General features: G+C 60.5%; 19 protein-coding genes and 2 tRNA genes. 4 read left to right on the top strand and 17 right to left on the bottom strand.

Annotated elements, in window-relative coordinates; translation table 11 throughout:
• Positions 1–5 precede the first annotated feature (5 nt).
• Positions 6–2,327, bottom strand: a complete 2,322-nt coding sequence (locus ABWV89_RS04950) for a bifunctional salicylyl-CoA 5-hydroxylase/oxidoreductase (protein ID WP_353394861.1) — start codon at positions 2,325–2,327, stop codon at positions 6–8.
• A 130-nt stretch (positions 2,328–2,457) separates the two neighbouring features.
• Here ABWV89_RS04950 and ABWV89_RS04945 point away from each other — a divergent pair, with 130 nt between their 5' ends.
• The gene (locus tag ABWV89_RS04945; protein WP_353394857.1) at positions 2,458–2,982 is read left to right on the top strand and encodes a MarR family winged helix-turn-helix transcriptional regulator; all 525 of its coding nucleotides are present in this window, start codon (positions 2,458–2,460) and stop codon (positions 2,980–2,982) included.
• 220 nt (positions 2,983–3,202) lie between these two features.
• Here the strand turns inward: ABWV89_RS04945 and ABWV89_RS04940 are convergent.
• Together ABWV89_RS04940 and ABWV89_RS04935 are read right to left on the bottom strand one after the other, a co-directional pair.
• Positions 3,203–3,279, bottom strand: a tRNA-Arg gene (locus ABWV89_RS04940).
• A gap of 108 nt (positions 3,280–3,387) precedes the next feature.
• Positions 3,388–3,464 (bottom strand) — tRNA-Pro (locus tag ABWV89_RS04935).
• A gap of 322 nt (positions 3,465–3,786) precedes the next feature.
• Between ABWV89_RS04935 and ABWV89_RS04930 the strand changes: the two genes are divergently transcribed.
• Positions 3,787–4,452, top strand: a complete 666-nt coding sequence (locus ABWV89_RS04930; RefSeq protein ID WP_353394853.1) for a hypothetical protein — start codon at positions 3,787–3,789, stop codon at positions 4,450–4,452.
• 100 nt (positions 4,453–4,552) lie between these two features.
• Here the strand turns inward: ABWV89_RS04930 and ABWV89_RS04925 are convergent, their stop codons facing one another.
• From ABWV89_RS04925 to ABWV89_RS04905, 5 genes are all read right to left on the bottom strand, one after another.
• Positions 4,553–5,812 (bottom strand): acyl-CoA dehydrogenase family protein, encoded by a 1,260-nt coding sequence (locus tag ABWV89_RS04925; protein ID WP_353394851.1) that lies wholly within the window; start codon positions 5,810–5,812, stop codon positions 4,553–4,555.
• A 54-nt stretch (positions 5,813–5,866) separates the two neighbouring features.
• Positions 5,867–6,958, bottom strand: a complete 1,092-nt coding sequence (locus ABWV89_RS04920; protein WP_353394848.1) for a phosphotransferase — start codon at positions 6,956–6,958, stop codon at positions 5,867–5,869.
• Between the two features lie 66 nt (positions 6,959–7,024).
• Positions 7,025–7,744: a Crp/Fnr family transcriptional regulator gene (locus ABWV89_RS04915; RefSeq protein ID WP_353394845.1), complete on the bottom strand. Its 720-nt coding sequence runs from the start codon at positions 7,742–7,744 to the stop codon at positions 7,025–7,027.
• Between the two features lie 98 nt (positions 7,745–7,842).
• Positions 7,843–8,622: an oxepin-CoA hydrolase, alternative type gene (locus ABWV89_RS04910; protein ID WP_353394841.1), complete on the bottom strand. Its 780-nt coding sequence runs from the start codon at positions 8,620–8,622 to the stop codon at positions 7,843–7,845.
• Positions 8,623–8,680: 58 nt separating this feature from the next.
• Positions 8,681–10,201 carry a 3-hydroxyacyl-CoA dehydrogenase gene (locus ABWV89_RS04905; protein WP_353394838.1) on the bottom strand — a complete coding sequence of 507 codons (1,521 nt, stop codon included), beginning with the start codon at positions 10,199–10,201 and terminating at the stop codon, positions 8,681–8,683.
• Positions 10,202–10,337: 136 nt separating this feature from the next.
• Here ABWV89_RS04905 and ABWV89_RS04900 point away from each other — a divergent pair, with 136 nt between their 5' ends.
• The gene (locus ABWV89_RS04900; RefSeq protein ID WP_353394834.1) at positions 10,338–12,335 is read left to right on the top strand and encodes a hypothetical protein; all 1,998 of its coding nucleotides are present in this window, start codon (positions 10,338–10,340) and stop codon (positions 12,333–12,335) included.
• A gap of 160 nt (positions 12,336–12,495) precedes the next feature.
• On the opposite strand, the gene ABWV89_RS04895 is transcribed toward ABWV89_RS04900, so the two are convergent.
• The 3 genes from ABWV89_RS04895 to lexA form a co-directional block, all read right to left on the bottom strand.
• Complete coding sequence (locus ABWV89_RS04895) at positions 12,496–13,503, bottom strand: D-2-hydroxyacid dehydrogenase family protein (RefSeq protein WP_353394832.1); 1,008 nt, start codon at positions 13,501–13,503, stop codon at positions 12,496–12,498.
• A 166-nt stretch (positions 13,504–13,669) separates the two neighbouring features.
• Positions 13,670–14,038, bottom strand: a complete 369-nt coding sequence (locus ABWV89_RS04890) for a hypothetical protein (protein ID WP_353394829.1) — start codon at positions 14,036–14,038, stop codon at positions 13,670–13,672.
• A 161-nt stretch (positions 14,039–14,199) separates the two neighbouring features.
• The gene (lexA, locus tag ABWV89_RS04885; RefSeq protein WP_353394827.1) at positions 14,200–14,886 is read right to left on the bottom strand and encodes a transcriptional repressor LexA; all 687 of its coding nucleotides are present in this window, start codon (positions 14,884–14,886) and stop codon (positions 14,200–14,202) included.
• A 115-nt stretch (positions 14,887–15,001) separates the two neighbouring features.
• On the opposite strand from lexA, the gene ABWV89_RS04880 reads away from it, so the two are divergent.
• Positions 15,002–16,000 (top strand): asparaginase, encoded by a 999-nt coding sequence (locus ABWV89_RS04880; protein ID WP_353394825.1) that lies wholly within the window; start codon positions 15,002–15,004, stop codon positions 15,998–16,000.
• 82 nt (positions 16,001–16,082) lie between these two features.
• On the opposite strand, the gene adk is transcribed toward ABWV89_RS04880, so the two are convergent.
• The 6 genes from adk to ABWV89_RS04850 form a co-directional block, all read right to left on the bottom strand.
• Entirely contained in the window at positions 16,083–16,739 is a 657-nt protein-coding gene (gene adk / locus ABWV89_RS04875; RefSeq protein ID WP_353394823.1) for an adenylate kinase, read from the bottom strand.
• Positions 16,740–16,907: 168 nt separating this feature from the next.
• On the bottom strand, positions 16,908–17,699 hold the full coding sequence (gene kdsB / locus ABWV89_RS04870; protein WP_353394821.1) for a 3-deoxy-manno-octulosonate cytidylyltransferase: 792 nt from the start codon (positions 17,697–17,699) through the stop codon (positions 16,908–16,910).
• Positions 17,700–17,704: 5 nt separating this feature from the next.
• Positions 17,705–17,911, bottom strand: coding sequence for a Trm112 family protein (locus ABWV89_RS04865; RefSeq protein ID WP_353394819.1), 207 nt, complete (start codon positions 17,909–17,911; stop codon positions 17,705–17,707).
• A gap of 45 nt (positions 17,912–17,956) precedes the next feature.
• A complete protein-coding gene (gene lpxK, locus ABWV89_RS04860) occupies positions 17,957–19,051 on the bottom strand; it encodes a tetraacyldisaccharide 4'-kinase (RefSeq protein ID WP_502903150.1) in 1,095 nt (364 codons plus the stop codon).
• 24 nt (positions 19,052–19,075) lie between these two features.
• Positions 19,076–19,504, bottom strand: coding sequence for an ExbD/TolR family protein (locus ABWV89_RS04855; protein ID WP_353394813.1), 429 nt, complete (start codon positions 19,502–19,504; stop codon positions 19,076–19,078).
• A 52-nt stretch (positions 19,505–19,556) separates the two neighbouring features.
• The gene (locus tag ABWV89_RS04850; protein WP_353394812.1) at positions 19,557–20,192 is read right to left on the bottom strand and encodes a MotA/TolQ/ExbB proton channel family protein; all 636 of its coding nucleotides are present in this window, start codon (positions 20,190–20,192) and stop codon (positions 19,557–19,559) included.
• Positions 20,193–20,512 lie beyond the last annotated feature (320 nt).

Raw genomic sequence — 20,512 nt, 5'->3', positions numbered from 1 at the left:
CTTCCTCATTGCCCCATCGCCTTTTCGCGGGCGAAGTTCGCTTCCATTTGCGTCTTGCCCGAGCGGTATTGCTTGGGCCAGTCGATCAGGGTGTAGCCGATCTTGGCGGCCTCGGTCAGCGTCCAGGCAGGGTTGGCCAGGTGTGGCCGCGCCACGGCGCAAAGGTCGGCACGTCCGGCCGCGAGGATGGAGTTGGCGTGGTCCGCTTCGCTGATGGCACCCACGGCAATCGTCGGAATGCCGGCTTCCTGGCGAACGCGATCGGCAAATGGCGTCTGGAACATCCGTCCGTACACCGGCTGCTCCTTCTTGCTCACCTGTCCTGAAGAGCAATCGATCATGTCGGCGCCAGCAGCCTTGAACGCCTTCGCGATGAGGACGGCGTCTTCCGGTGTGATGCCGCCTTCCACCCAGTCGTGCGCTGAAATGCGCACCGACATCGGCAGAGGGTTCGGCCACGCCGCGCGCACCGCAGCAAACACCTCCAGCGGGTAGCGCAGCCGGTTTTCCAGGCTGCCACCGTATTCATCCGTCCGCTGGTTCGTGAGCGGTGAAATGAAGCTGGAGAGCAGGTAGCCGTGTGCGCAATGCAACTCCAGCCAGTCAGCCCCGGCTTCGGCTGCCGCCAGGGTGGCGGCCACAAACTCGGCCGTCACATGGTCCATGTCGGCGCGCGTCATCGCTTTGGAAGTCTGGCTCACGCCTTCCAGGTACTGCTGCTCAGACGCCGAAATGATGGGCCAGTTGCCACTTTCCAGCGGCTGGTCGATACCTTCCCAGGCCACCCGTGTCGACGCCTTGGCACCGGCATGCCCGATCTGGATCGCGAACTTCGCATCCGTGTGGCGGTGGATCCAGTCCGCGATCCGCCTGAAGGCCTTCGTGTGTTCGGGGGCGTAGAGGCCCGGGCAACCCGGCGTGATACGCCCCTGGGCGCTCACACAGGTCATCTCGGCAAACACCAGCCCGGCACCGCCCATGGCGCGAGCGCCCAGGTGAACCAGGTGGTAGTCGCCGACCAATCCGTCAACGGCAGAGTACTGCGCCATGGGCGAGACCACGATGCGGTTCTTCAGCGTCACGCTGCGCACGGTGTAGGGTGTGAACATGGGCGGTGGCACCTGTGCGTCGGTGCTCAGGTGCATACCGGCCTGTTCGGCAAACCAGCGCTCATAGCCCCCAAGCCAATTGGCGTCGCGCAGGCGCAGGTTCTCATGGCTGATGCGCTGGCTGCGGGTCAGCATCGAATACATGAACTGGTCCGGAGGCAGCTGGTCGCAGTAGCGCTGGCCGCACACCTCGAACCATTCCATGGCATTCCAGGCGGCGTTCTGAAGGCGCAGGGTCTCGACGCGGCGCAAGGCCTGATAGGTGTTAAGCACCTCGGCAATCTGCGATGGGTCGTTTCCGTGCTGTTTGAATTGGCGCGTCAGTTCGATGGCGTCTTCAATGGCGAGCTTGGTTCCCGAACCAATCGCAAAGTGGGCCGTGTGCACGGCATCGCCCATCAGCACCAGGTGGCTGCCGTGGGGGTTCTGAAGCCACCACTGCTCGCAGGCCACACGCTGGAAGTTCAGCCAGGCCGAGCCTCTCAGGTGGCGTGAGTTGGTGAGGAGCTTTTCGCCTTGCAGGTTCTCGGCGAAGAGTTGCTCGCAAAAGGCGACCGAGGCATCCTGGTCAGCCTTGTCCAGCCCGTGGGCCAGCCAGGTGGCTTCAGTGCATTCGACGATGAACGTGGTGGTCGACTCGTCGAACTTGTAGATGTGCGCCTGGAACCAGCCGTGTTCGGTCCGAACGAAATCAAAGGTGAAGGCGTCGTACAGCTTCTTCGTGCCCAGCCAGATGTAGCGGTTGGGGCGGGTGACGATATCGGGTTTGAAGACATCGGCGTGCTGCGTGCGAATCCGGGAGTTGATGCCGTCACTGGCGATGATCAAGTCGGCGTCCGCGTAATCGGCATCGGAGGTGACCTCTGTTTCGAACACCAGATTCACGCCCAGCCGTTCGCACCGGGCCTGGAGGATGTTGAGCAGCTTCTTGCGCCCGATCCCGACGAATCCGTGGCCACCGGAGCGGATGGTTCGTCCCTTGAACAGCAGTTCGATGTCGTCCCAGTGGTTGAAGGATTCCTGGATCTCTCCCGCGGTCTCCGGGTCCCATTCGCGCATGTTGTCCATGGTGGCGTCCGAGAACACCACGCCCCAGCCGAAGGTGTCATATGGCTTGTTGCGCTCAACGACCGTGATGTCGTTCGCCGGGTCCTGCTGCTTCATGAGCAGGGCGAAATACAAACCAGCCGGGCCGCCGCCAATGCAGACGATTTTCATGTTGCAGGTCGAATTTAGTTCAGCTATAAATAGTTTAGAACTAAACTAAAATGACGATCCTAGTGCAAACCCTCGGTCTCCCCAGGTCGGGCATGAGACGTGTGAACAGGGCTTACAGTCGGAGCCACGTATGAAACAAGCCACTCCAAGGCGTCAGCGAGACCACGCCCCTTCGCTCAGCGATGTTCACATCGGCAAAGAAGCCGGTGTGTCCGGTGATGACCATCAGGCCATTCGCCTCTGGCTGCGCTTGCTGGCCTGCAGCACCCAGATCGAACGGGAAATCAGCCAGCGCCTGCGCAGCAACTTCGGTACGACCCTGGCCCGCTTCGATTACCTTGCCCAGTTGAACCGGCATCCCAAGGGGCTGCGCATGAAGCTGCTGTCCCGGTACCTCATGGTCACCGGGGGCAACGTGACCGGTCTGACCGATCAGCTGGTGTCAGAGGGCTGGGTGCAGCGCGAAGAAGACCCCGATGACCGGCGCGCGCTGGTCGTGAAGCTGACGCCGGAAGGCGCTGTGCAGTTCAAAAAGATGGCAGCCGAGCACGAACAATGGCTGAACGGCCTGTTTGCAGGGCTTGGGCAAGTGGAGCAGGAGGAGCTTTACCGCTTGCTGGGGCATTTGCGTTCGGTCCTGGCGCAGGAAGACTGATGTGACGCCTGCCGAATCCACTGAATCAAATGAATATAGAGCCATAAGGAAGAGCACGCGTCTTCACCCTAGGCGACCCACGGAGAGACGTTTCAACGCAGGAAAGACGCCTTGCCAAAAGGCGACTCGCCAAAGTCATCAGTGACATGACACAGAGCGCAATGGCCAACAGGTCGAATTGGAATTGTTCTCGAGAGGAGGGGTTTTCTGGCCAGAATGATGGCCTGCCCGGAGGGACTCGAACCCCCGACCTACTGCTTAGAAGGCAGTTGCTCTATCCAGTTGAGCTACGGGCAGACAGGCTGTGAAATGCCTGTACCGGTCGCCTACACCAATCGATGTGGCCGGTTTCGATAGAAAAAAGGCCCACGGGTTTAGGGTGGGCCTTTTTCTTTCTTTATGAAATGGTCGGAGCGGCGGGATTCGAACTCGCGACCCTCTGCTCCCAAAGCAGATGCGCTACCAGGCTGCGCTACGCTCCGACTGAATCCAAGATTCTACATTGAATTTCAGATATTTTTGAAGCCCCTCAAAAAAAATTATGATGGACTTCACTTTCGTCGGAAAGTAGCAGCCAGCTGTGCACATTGTGGGTGCCGTCACACGCATGCTTGGGCAAGACCCACCACCACTGAGTCGATGCAAATTTCCGGTGGTCAGATGCCCGTTTTGTCTGCCGTTGATTCCCTGCAAGATACTGGTCAAGGCGCAATCATGAGCACCATGCGGCGCCGGTGTTTGACACAGCCGGTGCCGGACAAGCCAAGCCACTTTTTGCCAAATCAGTCTCCAGCCAGCCATCGCATGTTCGAATCTCTGTTGAGGAAGCGTACCCACCATTTCAGCAAAGCCACCAGCCTTGCCGAGTGGGCCAGCCTCAGGGGGCTGGACTACGCCGAGCTGTTTGACGGCCAGCACGCGATGGGGGGAGAGCTGTTTGGCCGAGCGTTCAGGGCGGAACGCATATCGACCCGCCGCCCGTACATGAAGGGCACAGCCTGGATGGCCAGGTGTGACCTTGGCCTGAGCCCTGAAGTGGAGGCGGTGGTGCTCAACCGCCCCCTCAAGCGGCGCTTTGAAGGCGAGATCGAGGAGATGAGGGCACAGGCGTCAGCAGTGGGTGCGGGCAAGCCGCCGCCAGTGGCCGAAGAACTTATCTGGACGGACGAATTTCCGGATCAGGGATGGAGCGGTCCGGACGACTTTTTCTGGGACCGGTATGCGGTGCTCACCGATGTGCGCGAAGTGGTACGACGTTGGATCAACGAGGAAGCAGTGGACAGACTCATGTCCTGGCCTTCGGCCGTGACACAGGAAACCCCTTTGATGTACATGCTGGTGCGGGGCAAGCTCTACATGCGGATGCAGGCCATGCCCGCTGCAGACCCGGCCGTGGCCTTGCATGCGCTCGACACCATGGAGTTCCTCAGTGGCAGAGCGCTTGCTTTGATGGATCAGAGCAAACGCTGAGCCTGAGGGGGACTCTGGTCGGCATAAAAAAAAAGGAAAGCCCTTGATAGGGCTTTCCTTTTCTTGAACTTGCTCGGGCCAAAGAAGCCCTGAACGTCAGTCAGCAACCGCGTGTCACAGGCATGTCCACGTCTTCCTTCTTGACCATGTGCTTGGCCAGCTCCAGTTTGGCGATGGAGGCGCGATGCACTTCGTCCGGGCCATCGGCCAGGCGAAGCGTGCGCTGGCCGGCATAGGCCTGGGCCAGATGGAAATCGCTGCTGACGCCAGCGCCGCCATGGGCCTGAATGGCCATGTCCAGCACTTCGCATGCCACATTCGGTGCCACCACTTTGATCATCGCGATCTCAGCCTTGGCCACCTTGTTGCCCACGGTGTCCATCATGTAAGCAGCCTTGAGCGTCAACAGCCGCGCCATTTCGATCTTGCAGCGCGCGTCAGCAATGCGCTCGTGCCAAACCGAGTGAGAGGAAATCGGCTTGCCGAATGCCACGCGGCTGTTCAGGCGCTTGCACATGGATTCCAGTGCGCGCTCGGCCGCGCCGATGGAGCGCATGCAGTGGTGGATGCGGCCAGGGCCAAGGCGGCCTTGGGCGATCTCGAAGCCACGGCCTTCGCCGAGGAGGATGTTGGCCGCTGGCACGCGCACATTCTCCAGCAGTACTTCCATGTGGCCGTGCGGTGCATCGTCATAGCCGAACACCGGCAGGTGACGCAGCACCTTGATGCCAGGCGTGTTGGCTGGCACCACAATCATGCTTTGCTGTGAGTGGCGAGGGGCCTCGGGATCGGTCTTGCCCATCACGATGTAGACGGCGCAGCGTGGGTCGCCAGCGCCGGAGGACCACCACTTGCGACCATTGATGACGTATTCGTCACCGTCGCGGCGGATGTCGCACTGAATGTTGGTCGCGTCAGACGAAGCCACTGCCGGTTCGGTCATCAGGAAGGCGGAACGAATCTCACCCTTGAGCAGTGGCTCCAGCCATTGGTCCTTCAGCTCTTCCGATGCGTAGCGCTCCAATGTTTCCATATTGCCTGTGTCAGGCGCGGAGCAGTTGAACACCTCGGAAGCGAAAGGCACGCGACCCATGATTTCGCACATGGGCGCGTATTCGAGGTTGGACAGGCCTTCCGGCGCACGGTCGCTCTTGGGCAGGAACAGGTTCCACAAGCCTTGCTCGCGGGCCTTGGGCTTGAGCTCTTCGATGACCTTCAGGGGCACCCAGGCGTTGCCAGCTGCACGGTTGGCAGCCAGCTCGTCGGCACAGCGCTTTTCGTTGGGGTAGATGTGTTCGTCCATGAACGCCAGCAGGCGTTCGCGCATGTCTTTGACCTTGTCGCTGTACTCGAAATCCATAAGTGCTCCTTGTTGAGTCTGTATTGCTTCTCTTGGGTGTTCAGGGGTGCTGTGTCAGGCGCCGGCACGTTTGGCAAAGTGCCAGGCCAGTTCGGCCATGGGGCGGGCGCCTGCGCCAGACGCCTTCGCTTGTGCACTGGAGGCCGTGCCGTCTTCCACCCGCTTGGCGATGCCCTGCAGGATGGCCGCGATGCGAAAAAGGTTGTAGGCCAGGTAGAAATTCCAGTCGCCTGCCAGTGCTTCTGGCGTGGCAAATCCTGTGCGTTCGCAATAGCGTGCGATGTACTCCGCCTCGCTGGGAATGCCCAGCGCTGCGATGTCCAGCCCGCCAATGCCTCGGAAGGCGCCAGGCGGGATGTGCCAGGACATGCAGTGGTAGCTGAAATCGGCCAGTGGATGCCCCAGCGTTGACAGCTCCCAGTCCAGGATGGCCAGCACCTTCGGCTCGGTGGGGTGGAACATCAGGTTGTCCAGGCGGTAGTCGCCATGAACGACAGACACCAGGCCTTCGTCCTGCGCCATGGCAGGAATGCTCTGGGGAAGCCATTCAATCAGGCGATCCATCTCGTCTATCGGTTGCGTGATGGAGGCGACGTACTGCTTGCTCCAGCGGCCAATCTGGCGAGCGAAGTAATTGCCGGGTTTGCCGTAGTCGGCAAGTCCTATCTGGTCAGGTTTGACCGAATGCAAGGCCGCTTGCACGCGGTTCATCTCATCGTAGATTTCGCCCCGTTGGGCTGGCGTCATGCCTGGCAGAGCCTGGTCCCAGAGTACCCGCCCTTTGACGCATTCCATGACATAGAACGCACGGCCGATGACCGATTCGTCCTCACACAGCACGTGCATTTTTGCCACAGGGACCCCCGTGCCATGCAACGCGCCCATCACGCGAAACTCGCGGTCGATGGCATGGGCGGAGGGGAGCAGTTTGGCTGCCGGCCCGGGCTTGGCACGCATCACATATTCGCAGCCGGGTGTGATGAGCTTGTATGTCGGGTTGGATTGCCCGCCTTTGAACATCTCGACGGACAAGGGGCCCTTGAACCCGTCGAGGTGCTGCTCCAGCCAGGATTGCAGCACGCCGACATCGACAGCGTGCTGTTCTGAAACCGGTCGCGTGCCGGTGAAGTTCTGCGTATCACTCATGCGTGAAAGTCGTCTCCTTGGCGGCGACTTCACGCGAGGGCAGGAATTGCCCTCTTGCGGCGTCGCTCAGTTCTCGAATTCGGCAATGCGCATCAGCATTTCGCGGTCGCGCACCACCAGTCCGCCTGGTTCGATCCGGATCGCATCTTCGCGCTCCATGGATTTGAGTTCCTGGTTGACGCGCTGTCGCGATGCGCCCAGCAGTTGTGCCAGTTCTTCCTGCGCCAGCTGCAAGCCGATCCGTACTTCGTTGCCGTTGTTGAGGCAGGGAATGCCGTAGCTTCTCACCAGATGGAGCAACTGCTTGGCCAGGCGGGAGCGCAAGGGCAGGGTGTTGAGATCCTCGACCAGGCCAAACAATGTGCGGATGCGACGCGCCTGCAACTGAAGCAGCGCCTCGCACAACTCGACATGGCTGCTGAGAATCTTCTGGAAATCGTTGCGAGCCACACAGAGAATCGTGGTGGGTCCGTGTGCATACGCATCGTGCGTGCGCCTGTCTCCATCGAACATCGCCACGTCGCCGAACCACACGCCTGGCTCGACGTATGTCAGCGTGATCTGCTTGCCCGACAGTGATGTCGAACTCACACGCACGGCACCCTTGGCCACCGCCGTCCATTCCTGGGGCGGGTCGCCGCGAGCGACCAAGAGCTCGCCATCTTTGTATCGTTTGACGTAGGCGCATCGAAGTATGTCGTGGCGCAAGGAGGGAGAGAGGTTGCTGAACCAACGGCCACCGTTGATTGCCTCGCGCTCTTCCATTGTCAGAATCGGCTCGTCCATCTGCTGTCTTATGAGTGACTGATTGTCGGGTTTGTGTCGCCGCGGAGACCTGGCACCGCGTGGGCGCTCATTGTTGCACTGCAGCGCATTCTTGGCACTTAGCGATAACGCGGAGTTCGCTTCTCGAGAAACGCCGAGATACCTTCGCCACCGTTGTCGTGGAAAAGGTTGCGCACAAAATGATCGCGTTCGTTGTTCAGGTGTGCGTGCAGCGGGGTCGCGGGCGCATCGTTGACCAGCTCCTTGATGCTGGCCAGCGTATTGGGCGCGCGCCCATTGACGCGTTCTGCCATGCCCAGGGCAGATGCAACCGCTTCGCCAGGGTCGCAAACGGCCGACACCACGCCCAGCCGCTCCAGTTCATCGCTGGAACATCGGTCGCCGAGAAGGAGCAGACGCATGGCTGTGGCACGCGGCAGCAGGTGAGGGATGCTCCAAGTGGCGCCGCCGTCAGGGGACAGGCCGACATTGCTGTAGGCCATGACGAACACAGCATTGCGCGCTGCAACGATCAGGTCGCAAGTCAGCGCCAGAGAAAATCCTGCGCCTGCGCAAGCACCCTCGACAGCAGCGATGACAGGTTTGGAGGATGACCGGATGGTCTCTATCCAGGAATGCAAGCCATCGATGCTGGCAGCCTGGACGTCCCTTCCCTTGTCGCGGTTGCCCAGCAAGCGCTGCAGATTTCCGCCGGCGCAAAAATGCGCACCATCGCCACAAATGACCACACTGCGCACATCGGGGTTGCTCTCTGCAGCGTTGAGGGCTTCGACGCCCGCCGCATACATCTCCGGCCCAAGGGCGTTTCGATGGTCGGGGTTGGAAATGGTCAGCACCATTGTCTGACCTTCACTGTGACTCTTGAGGCTGGCTGCCATGACGGGCGTCTCTCCGGTGGATGCAGGGTGTCTATCTCGACACCAGGTATGGGGTGAGTCAGGCTTCAACGTGGCGCAGGCTCAGTCCCAGCGCTCCCCGGCGACGCAGCCAGGGTGATGGACGATACCGCATGTCACCGTAGACAGTCTGAAGGTTGAACAGAATCTCCAGCACGTTGGTCGGGCCTACAGCGTCGCCGAGCGCCAGCGGGCCGGCAGGGTATCCGAGAGCGAGGGTGACCGCCTGATCGAGGTCCCTGGGTGAGCAAATGCCTTGTTGGCACATGTCCGACGCAATGTTGATGATGTGGCCGAGTATGCGTTGGCTGACAAATCCTCCACTGTCGCGAATGACACTCACAGCCTTGCCATCCGAGGCGAAAAGAGCGTGAGCCGCTGCCTTCATGTCGGAGCGGGTGGCCGGGTTGGTGGCCAGCACTCGGCGCTTGGTGGCTGCATCATCGAGCATCATGTCGATACCGACGGTTCGCGTCGGATCCAGCCGCTCCACCGCAGAGATTGTGGTCACGTCCAGCCCCAGTGGTGCCACGAGGATCAGTGCCTTGTCTGATGGTGCAGTGCCGGTTTCGATGCTGGCGCCAAAGTCTTTGAGAAGCTGGTAGAGCTCGGCCCGACGGGCCGCCTTGGGCGAAACCCACACCGGTGGCTTGTTGGTCACCATCGGGGGAGAAGCCTCCTCGGCCTGGACTGCTTTGCCATCGGCGTAGCGATAGAAGCCCTCTCCGGTTTTGCGGCCGAGCAGGCCACCGGCCAGGCGCTGAGCAGTGATCACAGTAGGGCGGTACCTGGGCTCGTCAAAGTACTGCCTGTAGACCGATTCCATGACAGGGTGCGAGACATCCAGCGCGGTCAGATCCATCAGTTCGAAAGGGCCGATCTTGAATCCGAGCTGATCCCGAACGATGCGGTCAACCGTGACGAAATCGGCAACTTGCTCACTCACGATGCGCAAAGCTTCGGTCGTCAGGCCTCTTCCAGCGTGGTTAACGATAAAGCCGGGGGTATCTGATGCCGATACAGGAGTGTGACCGAAAGATTTCGTGTATTCGGTCAGACGTTCGCAAATGGCTGGGTCGGTCTTGATGCCGGCAATGACCTCAACCAGCCTCATCACTGGAACAGGATTGAAGAAATGGTAGCCCGCGACCCTTTCAGGGTGCTTCAGTGCAGCAGCTATGGCCGTCACCGACAAAGAGGAAGTGTTGGTGGCCAGGACGCATTGCGGGCCCACAATGGCCTCCAGCTCGCCAAACAGCAACTGTTTGGCGTCGAGCTTCTCGACAATGGCCTCAATCACCATGTCGCAGCCCGAGAGGGCTTGCAGTGTGTCTGCGGTATGCAACCGTTTTGTGTGTTCTGCAACGGCCTCAGAAGGGATCTTGCCCTTCGCTGCCATTTTTTCCCACATGCCGTTAATGTGTTGTATGGCCTGATCGGTGGCGCCAGGGGCGGAATCAAAAAGCAGCACCGTGGTGCCAGCTTGGGCCAGGACTTGAGCGATGCCGCGGCCCATGGCGCCTGTGCCGATGACCGCTACTTTGGAAAACAGCTGAAACATATAAATAAAGTACTATTTAAGCCAGAAGCTTCAAAAACTATGACAAAATGTTCCGGATTACGAGAGAGGGGAATTTGACGTGCGCCATCTCTGGCTAGGGTGTATTTTGCTTTCAAGCGTGGTAAGCAGCTCCGCGGTGACTTTGGGTCGCCATAGCGGGGCGGCTGTGCTGGGCAATCCGCTGGACGTTCGGGTACAGGCCATTTTGGGCCCAGAAGACAGCGCCGGCACCTTGTGCGTCAAACCCCAAGTGTATTTCGGTGAGTCCATGGTGCCCTCCAGCGAGGTGGACGCCTCGGTGCAGCAAACGGCCCCCGATGCTCGCCCCTCCCTTCGTATCCGCACCACCCGAATTGTCAACGAACCCATCGTCACACTCGAGTTGACGGTTGGATGCAACGCACCCTTTGCCCGGCGTTACGTGCTGCTGGCCGATCCGGCACCGGCAGTGGCAGCCGCTGAAAAAGCTGCAGCTGCCCAGGAAGCTGCTCGCGCGGCCCAGGCTGCCACGGCCCCAAGTGTGGAAAGCCGCCGGCTGGGCAGTGACCGTCGAAGCAGCGAGGCTTCTGCTGCAGAAGCCGCTCGAAAGCAGCCGTCTGGCAGCGAAGCTCGCCGTCAGACTGGTGGGCAATCGGCATCTTCCGGCGAAGCCAAAACACGCCAGACGCGTCAGCGGCTGGCGAGCACCGAGGGTGCCAAGCCTCCATCCAGTGCGAGTGTGGTTCGCAAGCCGGAGCCGCCCAAACCGGAAGGGCCGCGCCTGACGCTGGAGCCGATTGATATCAATCTTGGTATTGACAGAGACCCTGTTCTTCGCCTGTCTACCGAGTTGCTGAGCACGCCCGCATCGACGCCTGAAGCCAGAGAGGCTGCAGCGCGCTTGTGGAAAGCCATCAATGCGTCGCCTGAAGAAATCATGCGCGACGCGCAAAAGCTGGCAGTGCTTGAGGCAGAAGCCAAGGGGCTGCGCGAGCAGGAAGCCTCCAACCTGGCCACCATTGAAGCGCTCAAGGCAGAGGCCGGCGATAACAAGACATACCGATATGCGACCTACCTCCTGGGCGGGTTGCTGCTTCTGACGCTGGGCGGTCTTTTGCTGGCGTGGCGTCGCAAAGGTGAGGCCGAAGCGGCCGTGAATGCAGAGCCGTTCTGGTACGAAGGCAAGCCTGCTGGTGCTGCAGCGGCTCGGTCGCAGGCGACAGGCGTCAGTCTGCATGAGCTGGATCTCGATCTGGATGACGAACTCGACGACGACAGCGATCTGCAACCGCTTGACTCTGATGCGTCCATCGGGGAAGTGTCTTCTGTGGGAAGGACTTCCCGCTTGCGTGAAGACAGCGCAAATCCGTCGGCAATGGCGCGATCCATGGCAACGGAAGAGCTGTTCGATATTCAGCAACAGACCGACTTTTTCTTGTCCCTTGGCGAGCCTGACAAAGCAGTCGAGGTGCTGGAGAACCACCTCAATGAGAGCAGTGAGCCCAGCCCACTGGCGTTCCTGGACTTGCTTGCGATCTACCACGACCTCGGACGCAAGAGCGACTACGAGTACCTGCGGGATGAATTCAACCGCCAGTTCAACGCTGGTGCGCCTGCTTTTGACGACTACTCGGCAGGCAGTCATGGTCTGGCGGACTATGAAACCGCATTCAGCCGTATCCAGGCCTTGTGGCCACAGCGGAAAGTGCTCGAGGTGATCGAGCAGTCCATCTTCAGGGATCCCGCAGATACCGAGGGCGAAGTCTTCGACCTCGAGGCATACCGCGAATTGCTGCTGCTGCACTCGATGGCCAAGGAGCTCGTCAAGCATGATGCTTCAGACTCAGAGCCGCCCGAAAACGATTTCGAGCATACCGCCATCAAGCCGCTGAAAGCAGTTGGAAGGCGGGGCGAAGATCGGGTGACCGAGCCAATGGGGATTGTTCCGGCTTCGTCCAAGCTGGGACTGGACATCGACCTGGACAAGATGGTCAAGGATGCTGAGTTCGAAGATTCCTTGCCCGAGGCCATGGACCCACCTGTGCGGTCGACCTCCGAGATTGCCAGGGAAGAGGCCAAAAACGAGGGTAACCTGATCGACTTCGAAGTGCTCGACCTGGGGGCGCTTCCAGATGATGAGGACAAGAAGTCCTGACCATGCCCTGACCACGTCCTGGCTCCTAGGGGAGTGGGCAGTTCTCTGGCCTGTCGATCCGGGGAACTGAGCAAGACGTCTCAAATGAAAAAGCTCTCCTTTGGAGAGCTTTTTTCATGGTGTTGGCGGTCTGACTGACCCGCCCGCCAAGGGGGCGACATTAGCGACGCACCTGGAGAGCGCCGGGGTTGACGATATTGGTAGGTGTGCCCTTGATGAAGTTCACGACGTTGTCGAATGCCGACGAGAACAGGGTTTCATAGTGATCCTGTTCCACGTACCCGATGTGCGGCGTACAGACGCAATTCTCCAGCCGGAGCAAGGCGTGCCCTTGAAGAATGGGCTCCGATTCGAACACGTCGATGGCGGCCATGCCGGGTCGCCCTCTGTTCAGAGCAGCCAGCAAGGCCTCCGGCTGGATAACCTCGGCACGCGACGTGTTGACCAACAAGGCAGTCGGCTTCATGCGAGAGAGGTCTTCCAGGGTCACACATCCTGCGCTGGTCGACCCGAGGCGCAGGTGGAGCGTGAGCACATCGGCCGTGGCGAAAAGGCTCTCCCGGTTGGCGGCGATATCAAATCCGTCGGCGGCTGCTCTGGCCCTGGCTTCTTCGCTGCCCCATACTTGCACCCGCATGCCAAAGGCCTTGCCGTAATGAGCGACCATTCGGCCTATCTGCCCGTAGCTCCATACGCCAAGTGTCTTGCCCTGTAGCACCATGCCCAGCCCGAAGTTGGCTGGCATGGATGCTGTCTTGAGACCGGACTGCTGCCAGGCGCCGTGCTTGAGGTTGGCTACGTACTGGGGAACCCGGCGCATGGATGCCATGATCAGCGCCCAGGTCAGTTCAGCCGCAGCCACAGAAGAGCTGCCTCCTTCACTGACAGCCACGCCTTTGGACGTACAGGCATTGATGTCGATGTGGTCACCAACCTTGCCGGTTTGAGCGATCATTTTCAGCTTGGGCAGCTTGTCGATAAGCAGCTTGGTGACCGGAGTCCGGTCGCGAATCAGGACCAGTATGTCGGCATCGCGCAGGCGAACGGACAGCTGACCGACACCCTTGACGGTGTTGGTGAAGACTTTGGCCGGATAGGGTTCGAGCTTTTCTGCGCATCGAAGCTTTCGTACGGCGTCTTGGTAGTCGTCCAGAATCACAATGTTCATGCCCATATTGTGCCTGCTCTTGCAGAGAGCCAGCCAGAACGGGGACCAAAAGCGACTGGGGTAAGCGCAAAAAAAGCCTGCCAGCAACCAGGGCTGACAGGCCAACAAGCCCGTGCACAAAACCATGCGATGGGCAACTGCGAAAAAAGGTGTCTGGCGATGTGCGTCAGGCGGCTTGTGGCAAGCCTGCACTCTCCAGTGCTGCCAAACGATCGAGCTCCGCACAAACGTCACTCATTCGACCAGAGAGGGCAATGCGCGCGCTGGGTGCAGCATCTTGCACTCGCTGGCCCATGACTGTGGCCAGCCGGCAGGGGGCAGGCTTGGATTTGGGCTCACCATTGGCCGCACCTGCCGTCGGTGCGACCGGGTTGTCGCGGGCACGGCCGCGCCCAAGCCATCCAGCGCGGGCAAAGGCCAGCGTCGTCCGGTTGGCGGTGACGGCTTGCGGGCGAGGCTGGCTCGGTTGAGGCAGCAGGCTGTCGATGAGTTGGAGTGGCGCGCGCCAAGACTTGCGGTTGAAGCGGATTCCCATGTGAAACTCCTGTGAGGGGCTGAACATAGGCAGGATTGGTGTCTGAGACTCCGTTCTGCAGGGATGTGAGTGGACCTGAGTGGCCTTGGAGGCCTGTTTCAGGGCGAACTCAACCGCCCGCCACCTGCAGGGGAGGGTAAAAACAGTGAGGAAAGCAGGGTTTAGAGGTTGAAGCTGTTCCGGATCAGTCCGACAGCCAGGCCTTCAATCTCGAAGGGCTCTCCCGGATGGACCACGATGGTCTTGTAGTCCGGGTTTTCCGCATGGAGTTCGATGGCGTCAGGCTTTCGCATGAAGCGCTTGACGGTCACGTCGTCTCCCAGCCGCGCCACGACAATCTGGCCATTCTTGGCTTCCTTGCCGGACTTCACTGCCAGCAGATCACCATCGAGGATGCCGACATCCCGCATGGACATGCCTCGTACCTTGAGAAGATAGTCTGGCTCACGCTGAAACATATGGCGTTCGACATGGTAGGTCTGGTCAACGTGCTCCTGGGCCAGAATGGGTGAGCCTGCTGCCACACGGCCAATCAATGGGAGAGCCAGCTGTGCCAGCCCGGGGATGGGAAGGTTGAGCTGCCGGCCGCGCGTGGCGTTGATGGACATCAGGTCTTCGGACCGAAGCCGAATGCCTCGTGAAGTGCCGCTGACGAGTTCGATGACCCCTTTTCTGGCCAGCGCCTGAAGGTGCTCTTCGGCTGCATTGGCGGACTTGAAGCCCAGCTCGCGAGCGATCTCGGCACGCGTTGGCGGTGCACCGGTGCGGGCAATCGTGTTCTGGATCAGCTCCAGAATCTGTTGTTGCCGGGCGGTCAGCTTCGGGGTAAGACTATTCGAATCAAGCATGTGATCCTCTCGGATTCGTTGGATACTTGCTCTTTGGCGCGGGAAAGCGCTGTGAGCGAAATACTGTTTTCATATCCAGTACCTGTATTTTTAGCCAGTTTTTGGAGTTTGACAAGTGGTTGAGGAAAAAAAACCTGTTTTGGTGGTGCTGGGAACCGGGGGCACCATTTCCGGGGGCGGCAACCGTGAGGGCGAGAACCTGGGATACACAGCCGGCCTGGTGTCGGTCGAGACGCTGGTCGGTGGCTTGCCTGCGCCGTCGGGCGTGGTACTCGAGACGCGGCAGGTGGCGCAGATCGACAGCAAGAACATGTCTTCCTCAGTCTGGCGGGACCTGTTTGAAGCAGCGGTCGCTGCCTTGAACCGGCCGGATGTACAGGGTGTCGTGATCACGCATGGAACAGACACGCTGGAAGAAACGGGCTTTCTGCTTTCGAGCCTTTTGCAAGCCGACAAACCTGTTGTTCTGACCTGCGCGATGCGACCTGCTACTGCCGCCTATCCGGACGGACCGCAGAACCTTGCCGATGCTCTTCAAGTGGCTGCATGCCCCGGTGCGCGCGGGGTGATGGCGGTGTGTGCGGGCCGCATCCATGACGGACAACATTTCTCAAAAGTACACACCTACAGGCTCGACCCCTTTGATTCCGGAGAAGCGGGAGTCATCGGCTATGTGGAGGAAGGCCGGGTGCGTTGCGTTCGTCCCTGGCCACGCTCGGAGCCCACGGAACATTCCCGGGAAGAGAAGACTGTGCTGAGCACCCTTGGCAAGCCTTGGCCGCGTGTGGAGATCGTGCTCAATCACGCCCAGGCGGACGGCCAGGTAGTGACCGCCTTGCTATGGGCAAGCCGGCAGGACGGCGCAGAGCCACTCGCGGGTCTGGTGCTGGCCGGCACGGGCAACGGAACCTGCAGTGAAGGCTTGTCGGCTGCCCTCTCTCAGGCTTCTGAGTGTGGTGTCACCGTGTGGCGTGCGAGCCGGTGCTGCCAGGGCGCTGTATTGCCAACGTCGCTTGACTTGTTCCCTTCGGCTGGCGATTTGCCTCCGGTCAAGGCAAGGATTGCCCTGGCTTTGCATTTGATGGGTTTGGGTCGTGGCGAGGCGGTCGGGTAGGAGGTGATGACCGGGCTGTCGCATGCCGGCCTGAAACGAAAAAGCCCGGCATGCGCCGGGCTGAAAGTCAGATGGGCTGGGCTCAGGAAGCCAGTGCCTGAAGCGCGCTCGCCGTGATGTCCTCGACAGAACCCACGCCGCTGATGGCCCGGTACTTGGGTGCCTGCTCAGGCTCAGACTTGGCCCAGTTGCTGTAGTAGTCCACGAGAGGGCGTGTCTGGTCGCTGTACACCTGCAAGCGCTTCTTGACGGTCTCTTCCTTGTCGTCTTCGCGTTGGATCAGGGGTTCGCCAGTCACGTCGTCCTTGCCTTCTGCCTTTGGCGGATTGAACTTGACGTGGTAGGTCCGGCCGGAAGCCGGATGCGAGCGGCGACCGCTCATGCGCTCGATGATGGAGTCGAACGGAACATCGATCTCAAGAACGTAGTCCAGCTTGACGCCGGCGGCCTTCATGGCGTCGGCCTGCGGGATGGTGCGGGGGAAGCCGTCAAACAGGAAACCGTTGGCGCAGTCTGGCTGGGCGATGCGTTCCTTGACGAGGTTGATGATGAGGTCGTCGCTCACCAGTCCACCAGATTCCATGACGGATTTGGCTTCGAGTCCCAGTGGTGTGCCTGCCTTGACTGCAGCACGCAGCATGTCACCTGTAGAGATCTGGGGGATGCCGTACTTCTGGCAGATGAACGTGGCTTGAGTGCCTTTGCCAGCGCCAGGTGCGCCCAACAGAATCAGTCTCATCGGAATCCTTCAATCAAATAGTGTCTGGTAGGGCCGCTTGTCTCCAGCGGCTGATCTCGGCAGGGGCATACTCCTCGGGGCACCCTGCAAGAGAAAACAGCCGAGGATAGCACGCATGGCTCGCCTGTGGCTTACAGGGCGGCCGGCGCAAAACCGGTGGATAGCCGGTCAGCAATTGTGGGTATTGGCGACAATCTGCCGAACCCGCTCGAGGTCGGCCTGGGTATCGACGCCGGGGCTTGGCACGGTGTCCGTGACATGAACGGCAATCCGGTGGCCATGCCAGAGGGCCCGCAATTGCTCCAAAGCCTCCAGGCGCTCGGTCGGGGCCTCGGCCAACGTCGGAAATTGACGGAGAAACCCCGCTTTATAGGCGTATAGGCCGATGTGCCGCAATGGCGCTGGCCGGGGGAGTGCATTCGGGTTTGTCGCCGCCGGTTTCGACAGGTCTGACATACCCTCGCGGCTCCAGGGGATGGGGGCCCGGCTGAAGTAGCTTGCTACGCCGGTCTGGTCGGTGACGACTTTCACCACATTGGGGTTGAGAAAATCGGCCATGTTGTCGATGGGGTGCGCGGCGGTGCTCACGTCGCAAGCGGGGTGTCGAACCAGAGCGTCTGCCACGGCATCGATGAGCGCTGGCTCGATCAAGGGTTCGTCGCCCTGAACATTGACGACCAGCCTGTCGCCGTGCAGGTCCAGCAGTCCGCAGGCTTCTGCCAGCCGGTCGCTGCCACTGGGGTGATGCGAAGATGTCATCACGCAGTCAACCCCATGGGCCGCGCAAACCGTGGCGATCCGGTCATCGTCCGTCGCGACAACGGTGGCTTCAGCGCCTGACTTGGCAACCTGCCTGGCGACTCTCACCACCATCGGCAGACCGCCGATATCGAGCAAGGGTTTGCCTGGAAGCCGGGAAGAGGCCATCCTCGCCGGAATGAGGGCGACGTAGGATGCCATGGGGCTCAAATGGCAGGGGCTGGCACAGGAATGGCTTCAGCCTCTTCAGCGGTGAGCGTTCTGGCCTCGTGTTCGAGCAATACCGGAATGCCGTCGCGCACCGGGTAGGCCAGTCGCGCTGTACGCGACAACAGTTCCTGATGGTCCTTGTCAAACACCAGCGGTCCTTTGGTGACCGGGCAGACCAGCAAATTGAGCAGATTCGAATCCATGGTGACAATGATAGTGGAGTCTGCGCGTCACCGACGCACCATATTTCACTGCGGAAAGCGGGTGAGAGAGCGGAGCTTGTCGTCCAGTGCTTCAAAAAAGTCTGGCGCGATGGAGAGTTGGAGGCCCACGCTCCAGATGGTCGGATGGGCTGCACCCTTCAGATCTCTGGCCCTGGCCAGCGCGTTGAGTTTGACGGCGTCCTTTTCCGTACAGAGGACGTGAGACTCAGCGGGGAGCTCAAGAACCGCAGCGTATTCGCTTGCACTGGCGTGGTCCGGCAGTGGGTGGCGTTGCTTGATGTGCACGCCAGCGCCTTCGAGCATGTCGAAGAACACTTCCGGGCGTGCAATGCCAGCCACAGCGATGATGTCCTGCGACGTCATGGACGCCAGCGCCTGGACGGTGCCGTTGGCGCTGATGGCTACATTCGACAGCGTCCTCGATGCCTGGTAGGCAGCGATGCCGCCAATGGCCAGGATGTCGATGCCCGGCATCGCATCGCGCCGCTGAACAAGTGCGAGGTCCGGGGCATAGGGAGAGCGAGACGCTGGAGGCCATGGCTCTCTCAGCAAGCCAGCAGGTAAGAGCATGCCATTGCCAATGCCCCGGTCGTCAAAGACCACGATGGACACATCCCGGTGCAGGGCGTAGTGCTGCAGCCCGTCGTCACAGACGATGATGTTGACACCCGGGTGCGCCGCCAGCAATGCCCGCGCAGCGGCAGGGCGCTCGGCGCCGACAAACACCGGGGCGGCGGTGCGGGTGGCGATCAGAAGTGGTTCATCTCCACATTGCGCAGGGTCGGACTCTGGTGTGACGGGCAGGTTTGCTTCCAGCTCATGGCGACCGTAGCCACGGGAGACAACACCCGGGTGCCACCCCTTGAGACGCAGGTGGCGGACAAGCTCAATGGTGGTCGGGGTTTTGCCGGCGCCTCCAGCGACCACATTGCCCACCACGATGACCGGGACAGGCATGGGCTCGGCAGCAAGCCACCCCAGACGGTAGCCCCAATGGCGTCCCGCTACCAGCAGGCGATAAATCAGCGAGAAGGGCCACAGGACCCAGCTGAGCCAGCCGCCTCGCTCTGCGCTGTTCCGCCACTTGGTGTGCCAGCCATGGCTTTGCGACGCGGGCACTGGCACCTTGGCAGTCCTTGGGCCTCAGTTGCCGCCTTGCTTGCCGGCGTTTTGGGTGGCGAAGGTGATCTGCACGAGGTCCGCGCGTCGAGCCGCATCCATCACGTTGATGACCGACTGGTGGGTCGCGGCGGCATCGGCGCTGATGACGATGATCGCGTTCTTGCGCGAGCTGGCCGCTTCGGTCAGCGCAGAGGTCAGGGCCGGCACATCGGCGCCGGGAAGCAGGTCCTGGTCTACCGAGTAGCGGCCATCCGCACTGATGGCGACGATGATCTCCTGTGGCTTGTTTTCCATGGTTTCGGCATTGGCCACTGGCAGGTTCACCTTCAACTCTGTGAACTTGTTGTAGGTGGTGGTCAGCATCAGGAAAATCAGGATGACCAGCAGGATGTCGATGAACGGGATCAGATTGATCTCCGGTTCTTCCCGCGATCCGCTGCGAAAGTTCATGAAAACTCCTCGGTTCTCCGTCCGGATGGTTGGATTGGGGGAATCCGCATGTTCAGCGGCGCAAGCTCAGCAGGTGACGTGCAAACCGGTCCGACGCCAGCTCCATGCCCAGAAGGAACTCGTCGACGCGCGCCCGGAAGTAGCGCCAGAAAATCAGGGCGGGAATAGCAACCATGAGGCCGAAAGCCGTGTTGTAGAGTGCAACGGAAATACCGTGGGCCAACTTCTCCGGATCGCCGCCGCCAGCGCTGATGGCGCCTTCCGTGCTCTGGGAGCCAAAGATCTCGATCATGCCGATCACGGTGCCAAGCAGGCCCAGCAACGGCGCCGCGGAAGCGATGGTGGCCAGCGCGCCAAGGTATTTTTGCAGCTTGGCGGCCGCCAGCCGGCCTGCTGCTTCCATGTTACGGCGCAGGTCTTCTTCCGAGGCGCGCGGATCGGAGTTAAAGGTGCGGAAGCCACTGGCCAGCACCTCGCCCAGAACCGAGTTTTGTTCAAGCTGGGCCACGACATCGGGGCCCGGGATGCCGTTTCGGGAGACCATCATGGCCTCGTCCAGCAGTTTGGGTGGAGCCACCTTTGCCGGTTTGAGGCTGATGAAGCGCTCGATGATCAAGGCCAGCCCAAGGATGGAACAGATGATCAGGGGCCAGATCGGCCAACCTGCGGCATATATGATGGAAAGCAAGTTTGTAGCTCCGATGTTGGGCAGCTTGGCGCAAAGGCGCCACTGCAAAATTTCAGTCCCCGGGCATTATGGCTCACCTCGTTTTCAAGTTCGACCGCCGCTGCTGACAGAGTGTTGCTGACTGTCGCGGCCTGTTCACAAAATCTGTGGATAAGTATGTGAAGAACCCGCTTCGGAAGGTGCGAAAAGCCCGGTGGGGCGGCGGATTCGGTGGATCGATGAGAAATTGAGCAGGCAGAAGAGCTGTGAAATCAATAGCTTGGCGAATTCGTTTCGTGTTTCCAACACTTTTGTACCAAAACGCCCAATGTTGCTGGTGC

Origin of the sequence: Hydrogenophaga sp. 5NK40-0174 (assembly GCF_040372165.1) — a bacterium.
Taxonomy (GTDB): Bacteria; Pseudomonadota; Gammaproteobacteria; order Burkholderiales; family Burkholderiaceae_C; genus Hydrogenophaga.
The sequence above is the reverse complement of the archived record's forward strand: the minus strand, read 5'-3'. Positions and strand labels throughout refer to the sequence as shown.

Coding starts and splice junctions, on each gene's coding strand:
- ABWV89_RS04950 (WP_353394861.1), bottom strand. CDS start 2,327: ATGAAAATCGTCTGCATTGGCGGCGGCCCGGCTGGTTTGTATTTCGCC.
- ABWV89_RS04945 (WP_353394857.1), top strand. CDS start 2,458: ATGAAACAAGCCACTCCAAGGCGTCAGCGAGACCACGCCCCTTCGCTC.
- ABWV89_RS04930 (WP_353394853.1), top strand. CDS start 3,787: ATGTTCGAATCTCTGTTGAGGAAGCGTACCCACCATTTCAGCAAAGCC.
- ABWV89_RS04925 (WP_353394851.1), bottom strand. CDS start 5,812: ATGGATTTCGAGTACAGCGACAAGGTCAAAGACATGCGCGAACGCCTG.
- ABWV89_RS04920 (WP_353394848.1), bottom strand. CDS start 6,958: ATGAGTGATACGCAGAACTTCACCGGCACGCGACCGGTTTCAGAACAG.
- ABWV89_RS04915 (WP_353394845.1), bottom strand. CDS start 7,744: ATGGACGAGCCGATTCTGACAATGGAAGAGCGCGAGGCAATCAACGGT.
- ABWV89_RS04910 (WP_353394841.1), bottom strand. CDS start 8,622: ATGGCAGCCAGCCTCAAGAGTCACAGTGAAGGTCAGACAATGGTGCTG.
- ABWV89_RS04905 (WP_353394838.1), bottom strand. CDS start 10,201: ATGTTTCAGCTGTTTTCCAAAGTAGCGGTCATCGGCACAGGCGCCATG.
- ABWV89_RS04895 (WP_353394832.1), bottom strand. CDS start 13,503: ATGAACATTGTGATTCTGGACGACTACCAAGACGCCGTACGAAAGCTT.
- ABWV89_RS04890 (WP_353394829.1), bottom strand. CDS start 14,038: ATGGGAATCCGCTTCAACCGCAAGTCTTGGCGCGCGCCACTCCAACTC.
- lexA (WP_353394827.1), bottom strand. CDS start 14,886: ATGCTTGATTCGAATAGTCTTACCCCGAAGCTGACCGCCCGGCAACAA.
- adk (WP_353394823.1), bottom strand. CDS start 16,739: ATGAGACTGATTCTGTTGGGCGCACCTGGCGCTGGCAAAGGCACTCAA.
- kdsB (WP_353394821.1), bottom strand. CDS start 17,699: ATGGCATCCTACGTCGCCCTCATTCCGGCGAGGATGGCCTCTTCCCGG.
- ABWV89_RS04865 (WP_353394819.1), bottom strand. CDS start 17,911: ATGGATTCGAATCTGCTCAATTTGCTGGTCTGCCCGGTCACCAAAGGA.
- ABWV89_RS04855 (WP_353394813.1), bottom strand. CDS start 19,504: ATGAACTTTCGCAGCGGATCGCGGGAAGAACCGGAGATCAATCTGATC.